General features: G+C 72.4%; 3 protein-coding genes and 1 riboswitch (1 of these 4 running past the window's edge). All 3 genes read left to right on the top strand.

From position 1 onward, the window contains the following. Positions 1–106: riboswitch (cobalamin riboswitch) on the top strand; it begins 185 nt to the left of the window's first position. Positions 107–483: 377 nt separating this feature from the next. After that, the gene (locus ASF18_RS00015) at positions 484–2598 is read left to right on the top strand and encodes a TonB-dependent siderophore receptor (RefSeq protein WP_244472503.1); all 2115 of its coding nucleotides are present in this window, start codon (positions 484–486) and stop codon (positions 2596–2598) included. Next, complete coding sequence (locus ASF18_RS00010) at positions 2598–4031, top strand: peptidase (RefSeq protein WP_056348215.1); 1434 nt, start codon at positions 2598–2600, stop codon at positions 4029–4031. Before ASF18_RS00015 ends, ASF18_RS00010 begins: the two co-directional genes overlap by 1 nt. A gap of 258 nt (positions 4032–4289) precedes the next feature. Further along, positions 4290–6953: SdrD B-like domain-containing protein (locus tag ASF18_RS24990; RefSeq protein ID WP_280138912.1), on the top strand; the 2664-nt coding region annotated here is incomplete at its 3' end.

Below are 6953 nucleotides of genomic sequence, written 5' to 3'. Positions count from 1 at the left end.
TGCCGTCAGTCGTGGTCACACGCGAAACGCATCGGGCGGGGTGTCCTGGTGGGTGTCGGGGCGTTCGCTTGCCGCGAACGGGCCGACCTCTTCGCGGTGACGTGCCACTCCGCGCGACTCGTCGCGTCAGCCGTCCCGTCGATGCCCGTCCTCGCCCGCAAGTCTTGCTCCCGCATGCTCCCTCCGGCCGCCCCGCGCGGCCCGGTGACGGCTGGGCCGCGGACACGCCGGCCCCGGGCCCCGCTTGCCGATTGTAATGTTATAACATTCAGTCTAGCGGAGACGGCAGGTCGGCCCCGACCGATGCCCGCGCCCTTGTTCGGTTGCCCCATGTCCGGTTGCCCCACGTCCAGTTACCCCACGTCCCGTTACCCTATGCCCGTCGCCCCCATCCCGTCCCGAACCGCGAACGCGCGCGGGTCGCGGCGAGGCCCGACCTTGCCGTCGCGACACGTCCTGCCCCTGGCGGCCCTGCTCGGCGGCCTGCTGCCGATCTCCGCCGACGCCGAGACCCGGGAGGTCCCGCCGGCCGTCACCCTAGAGACCCTGGAGGTCGCGGGCTCCGGGCGGGGCGGCCCGGCGCCCGCCGAGGGGCTCAACCTGCGCAGCCCCGGCCGCAGCGCCAGCCGCCTCGGCCTGACGGCCCTGGAGACCCCCGCCAGCGTCGACGTGATCGCGGGCGAGACCACGCGGCTGCGCGGCCAGAACACGGTGGCGGAGGCTGTCACCCAGAACGCCACCGGCATCACCACGGTGGCGGCGCCGGGCAACGGCAACGGCGCCTTCACGGCCCGGGGCTTTTCCGGCCCGAACTCGATCCAGCAGCTCTACGACGGCACCCGCCTGTTCGTGGGCGCCGGCACCGTCACCTTCCCGTTCGACACCTGGAACGTCGAGCGCATCGAGGTGCTGCGCGGGCCGGCCTCCGTGCTCTACGGCGACGGCGCCATCGGCGGCGTGATCAATGTCGTCACCAAGAAGCCGGTCTTCACGCCCCTCAACGAGGCCCGCGCGGCGGTCGGCTCGGACGGTCTGGCGCGTCTGGCCCTGGATTCCGGCGGCCCGATCGGGGAGGCGCTCGCCTACCGCCTCAACATCAGCGGCAACCGGGCCGAGGGCTGGATCGCCCCGGACGGGAGCTTCCGCAACCTCGCGGTCTCGGGCGCCCTGACCCTGCAGGCGACGCCGGACCTCGCCGTCACCCTGAGCCATGATTTCGGCTATCAGGAGCCGGCCCGCTACTGGGGCACGCCCCTCGTCGACGGGCGCATCCGCGACGCCCTCCGGTTCAACAACTACAACGTCCGCGACGCCCAGATCCTCTGGACCGACAACTGGACGCAACTGCGCGCCGAGTGGACGCCGAGCGCCGACGTCACGGTCCGCAACACCGCCTACCGGCTCCAGAGCCGGCGCCAGTGGCGGGACGTGGAGCAATACGCCTTCAACCGCGGCACCGGGCGGATCGACCGCTCCGACTACCTCGAGATCTACCACCAGCAGGAGCAGATCGGGAACCGCCTCGACGCCACCTTCCGCGGCACCCTGTTCGGCTTCCGCAACGAATTCCTGGCCGGGTTCGACGTGAACCACATCGCCTTCCGGCACACCAACAACTTCTATTTCGACACCACCACCAGCGTCGATCCCTTCGCCTACGACCCGGGCCTGTTCCCGGCCGACGGCCGCGCCCGGCCCGCCTACGCCACCAGCACGCGCCAGGCCTCGGTCTTCGCCGAGAACCGCCTGATCCTGTCCGACCAGGTCTCGCTCCTGGCCGGCGTGCGCTACGACGCGCCGGTGCTGCAGCGGACCGACCTCGTCACCGGCAACACCTTCGACCGCGACTTCCGGGCGCTGAGCTACCGCTTCGGCGCCGTCTACAACCCGACGCCGCTGCTGGCGCTCTATGCCCAGTACGCCACCGCCACCGATCCGGTGGGCAGCCTGATCTCCCTGTCGCAGAGTCTCGCCAACTTCCGGCTCTCCACCGGCGAGCAGGTGGAGGTCGGCGCCAAGGGCGTGGCCTGGGACGGCCGGGCCGAGTGGACGCTGGCCGGCTACCGCATCGTCAAGGACAACCTGATCTCGGCGGTACCGGGCCAGCCGACGCTCTCGACCCAGGTCGGGCAGCAATCCTCCCTCGGCGTCGAGGCGGCCCTGAGCCTGCACCTCTCCGAGGCCTGGCGCATCGACGCCAACCTGGCGCTGCTGCACGCCCAGTACGACACCTTCGACCAGGCGGTCGGCGGGGCGGTGGTGTCCTATGCCGGGCGCCAGCCCATCGACGTGCCGGAGCGCGTCGGCAACCTCTGGGTCACTTACGCCTTCGCCCCGGCCTGGGAGGCCCGGGTCGGCCTGCAGCACGTGGGCGAGACCTTCAGCGACTTCGGCAACCAGGCGAAGCGCCCGGCCTACACCCTGGTCAATGCCGGGCTCGACCACCAGGTCACGCCGGATTCGCGCCTGTCGCTGCGCGCCTACAACCTGTTCGACACGATCTACGCGATCAGCGGCAACGCGGTGAACGGGGTCGGCACCAACTGGCTGCTGGGCCGGCCGCGCTCCGTCGAGGTCGCCTACAGCGTCCGGTTCTGATGCGGGCCTCTCCGAAACGGGCCTTCCTGAAGCCCCTGAAGCGCGGGCTGATCCTCGGCCACCGCTGGCTCGGCATCGCCACGGGGCTGTTCCTCGCCGCCTGGGTGCTGTCGGGGCTGGTGATGCTCTACGTGGCGTTTCCGGCCCTGACGGAGGCCGAGCGCCTGTCCCGCCTCGCGCCCCTCGCCTGGGACCGGGTCCTCCTCGGCCCGGACGCGGCCCTGGCCCGGGCCGGGCTCGACCCGGCCCCCGGCGGCCTCAGCCTGTCCATGCGGGGCGGGGCGCCGGTCTATCAGGTCACCACCCGCGACGACGCCCGGCACACGGTCTCGGCCGAGACCGGGCAGGCCCTGGGCGAGATCGACGGGGCGGCCGCCCGGGCGTCGTTCGGCGAGGGCGCCACCGTGCGGGCGGTGACCCGCGACCCATGGACGGTGCGCGACCGCTACGACCCGGTGCGCCCCTTCCACGTGGTGGCGCTCGGGGACGCGGCCGGCACCGAGCTCTACGTCTCGGCCCGCACGGGCGCGGTCGTCCTCGACACCACCCGCCGGGAGCGCCTGTGGAACTGGCTCGGGGCGATCCCGCACTGGTTCTACCCCACGCCCCTGCGGGCGCGGGGCGAACTCTGGCGCGGTACCGTGCTGTGGGTCTCCGGCCTCGCCACCGCCGGGGTGCTGAGCGGCCTCGCCCTGGGGATCTGGCGCCTGCGCCTGCACCGGCCCTACGCCGCGGGGGTGAGCCCCTATCGCGGCCTCGGGCGCTGGCACCACCTCCTCGGCACCCTCGGGGGCCTGAGCCTCCTCAGCTTCGTGGCGAGCGGCTGGCTCTCCATGAACCCGAACCACTGGTTCTCGCCCCGCACGCCCCCGGCGGCCCTGCAGGCGGCCTATGCCGGGCCCCCGGCCCCGGTCGGCCGCGCGGCCCTCGACGGCCTGGCACGGCCGGGGATCGTCGAGGTCCGGTTCACGCAGGTCGGCGGCCGGCCCGTGCTGGTCGCCGCCGATGCCCGGGGCCGCCGGGTCGCGGTCCCGCCGCCCACGGAGGCGATCTTGCGCGCCGCCGCCGCCCGCGCCCGGCCGGAGGCCCGCATCGCCGCGACCGAGACGCTGACCGCCTACGACGCCTACTGGTATCCCCACCACGACACCCGGCCGCTGCCGGTGCTGCGGGTGCGCTTCGACGACCCGGCCGCGACCTGGCTCCACCTCGACCCCGAGACCGGCGCGCTCCTCGACCGCCTCGATGCCAGCGGCCGGCTCCAGCGCTGGCTGTTCGAGGCGCCCCACCGCCTGGACTTCGGAAACCTGTTCCAGGCCCGCCCGGCCTGGGACGCGGTGATGTGGCTCCTCAACGGCCTCGGCGCGACCATCGCCCTCTCGGGCGTGGTGCTGGGCTGGCGCCGCCTGCGGCGCAGGGCGCGGCTCGGGTAGGGGCGCCGCGCCCCCCGCGACGCGATCTTCGCCGCCGGATCTTCCACGCCCGCGCCGACATCCTCGCGCCCTGCTCTTGAGGCCCGGACGCGCCTGTGCTGATCGATGGGCCGGACTCTTCGGATCTATGGCAACATGATTCCGACAAAGAGAGCGCTTTGTCACTATAGTCCATTGCCTCCAGGCAATAGAGGCCTCACCCTAGACTGATAAAGCGGCGACGCGGCAAAGCTTCGTCAGCGATCAGGGGGGAAGGGCATGGCTGGCGCAACGCTGTCCGGGGCGGTCTTTACCGATGCCAACGGCAATGGCACGCGGGACGCCAACGAGACGGCCCTCGCGGGCGTCTCGGTCGACCTGCTCGCCGCCGACGGGAGCGGGGCCGCCCTGGCGACGGTCCGCACCGATGCGACCGGCGCCTACGCCTTCACCGCTCTCGCCGGCGGCGCCTACGCGATGCGCTTCACGCCGGCCGCGGCCGGATACCGGGGCAGCGCCGGGACGACGAACGCGAACGGCCAGACGCTCGTCACCAACGTGAGCGTCCCGAGCGACGCGAAGACGACCGTCGACGAAGGGTTCTACAAGACCGGAAGCATCGCGGGCATCATCTTCAACGACACGAACGGCAACGGCGTCTTCAACGCGGGCGAAGTGCTGACGAACGGCGTCTCGGTCGATCTGTACAACGACATCGGCGTCCTCCTGGCCAGCACGACGTCGAGCAACAAGGACCCCTTCAAGCCGGGCACCAACGGGGTCTACAGCTTCCAGAACCTCGCCCCGGGGACCTATACGGTCGCGGTGACCGCCCCGGACGGCAAGATCACCAGCGGCGTGACCACGCTGAAGGAGGTCGTCACCAGCGGCGCGGTGATCGCGTCGCAGAACTTCGGTGTCCGGAACAATCCCCCGACGGTCAGCCTGTCCGGGACGATCTTCGCCGACGGAGACGGGAACGGGCGCCAGGGCCCCGGCGAGGCGGGCCTCGCCGGCACCAGCGTGCTCCTCAGCGATGCGGCCACCGGATTCGCGCTCAAGACCACGGTCACCGACGCCGCCGGGCATTACAGCTTCGGGACGACGGCCGGGAGCTACCGCGTCACCGTGGCGACCCCGGAAGGCCTGAAGGGCACCACCGCCACGACCCTCGCGACGGGCAGTCTCGCCAGCGGGGCCGCGAACGCGCAGCTGAATGTCGGGTTCGCGCCGGATCCGGTCCTCGACAAGACCGGCGCCATTCCGGCCGCCACGGTCCTCAACGTCGTCCTGCGCGGCCAGTCGAACACCTATTTCCCGACGCTGTACGGCGACCTGCCGAAGCTCGAGGCGGCCATCGAGGCGCAGCTCGGGTTCGACGGCGTCCGCCAGAAGGTCAACGTGATCGGCACGCGCGACAACGCCGACGGTGCCAACACGGAATGGCCGGGCACGGGGATGCTCACCGACTGGCTGAGCCCGGTCAACGGCGACTACCGCAACGGATGGACGGCGAACGCCCAGGAAATCGGCCTTCTCAGCACGATCGGGCAATGGTCCGCGGCGCAGAAAGCCGCGCCGACCGCGGTCGTCTGGCTGCACAACGAGAACGACAGCCAGAACGCGGCTCTCACGCCCGCCATGTGGGAGAGCGCCGTGCGCTACGAGGCCGGCCTCGTGCGCGGCGTGCTCGGCCAGGATGCCGCCACCGTCCCCTACCTGTTCGTCAACGCCATTCCGTTCCCTGCGCAGACGCCCGCGGTGCAGTCCACGCAGCCGGTCCAGAACCAGGCCATCCGGGTCGGGCAGGCCGAGCTGACGGAGGACAAGGACTTCAACGCCGGCTACGCCGCGCGCCAAGCCAGCGACGTCGACATGGACGTCGATGGCCACGGCATCACCCGACAGCCAGGGAGCGTTCACTTCAGCCGCGCCGACGCGACTCAGATCTTCTCCCGCGTCGCCCTGTCGGTCGCCGAGACGTTCCGGGCCTCGGCGCTGCCGGGCTCGCCCCTGGCGCTGGCCTCCGGCGACATCGACGACGACGGCCCCCGGGTCGTGCGCGCCGAGCGCGTGGCCGGCGCCCCCGACCAGCTCCTGCTCACCGTCGCGTTCGACCAGGCCACGTCCCTGAAGGCCCTCGGCAGCGTCGCTGCCGCCGGCACCGGCTGGAGCCTGCGCGCCGACTGGAACGCCGCCGCCAGCCAGGCGCTCGCCACCAGGGCCGAGCTCGTCGACGCCAGCCACCTGCGCCTCACCTTCGACCGCGACATCCCCGCCGCCACCGAGCTGTTCTACGGATGGGGCGGCGCCCGCATCGCCCTGCCCGGACAGCCCGGCATCGGCGCCGCCATCTACGACGACAACGACCTGCCCCTCTGGGTCGACCCCCGCGGCCTCGCTGTCTCCCAGGCCGTCACCCAGGCGGGCCCGATCACGGTCCAGTCCATCGCGGACAGCGGGCCCGGCATCGACGGCGGCGGCAACGGCCTGCTCAAGGCCGGCGCCGCCGTCACCCTCGCGGTCCAGTTCACCGACGCCGTCGCCGTGACGGGCACGCCCGTGCTGACCCTGAACACCGGCGCCACCGCCGCCTATGCGGGCGGCTCGGGAACTGGAACCCTGCGCTTCACCTACACCGTGGCCCCCGGCCAGACCGCGCAGGACCTGGCCGTCACCGGCATCGACCTGACCAACGCCACCCTGGCCGGGACCGACGGCAGCCCCGTCACCCTGGCCGGATTCGCCACGGCCATGCCCGGCACCCTCACCGTCGACACCACCGCCCCGTCCCTGGCCCTGACCCAGATTCCGGCGGCCACCATCCAGGCGACCTCCGCGGCCGGGGCCGCCGTGACCTTCGCCGCCACCGCCACGGACGCGGTCGACGGCACCGACCCGGTGACGTTCCGCGAGGGCACGACGGTGGTCGCCTCGGGCCAG

The organism is Methylobacterium sp. Leaf89, from assembly GCF_001422215.1.
GTDB lineage: Bacteria > Pseudomonadota > Alphaproteobacteria > Rhizobiales > Beijerinckiaceae > Methylobacterium.
This window is presented reverse-complemented; position numbering and strand designations above follow the sequence as displayed.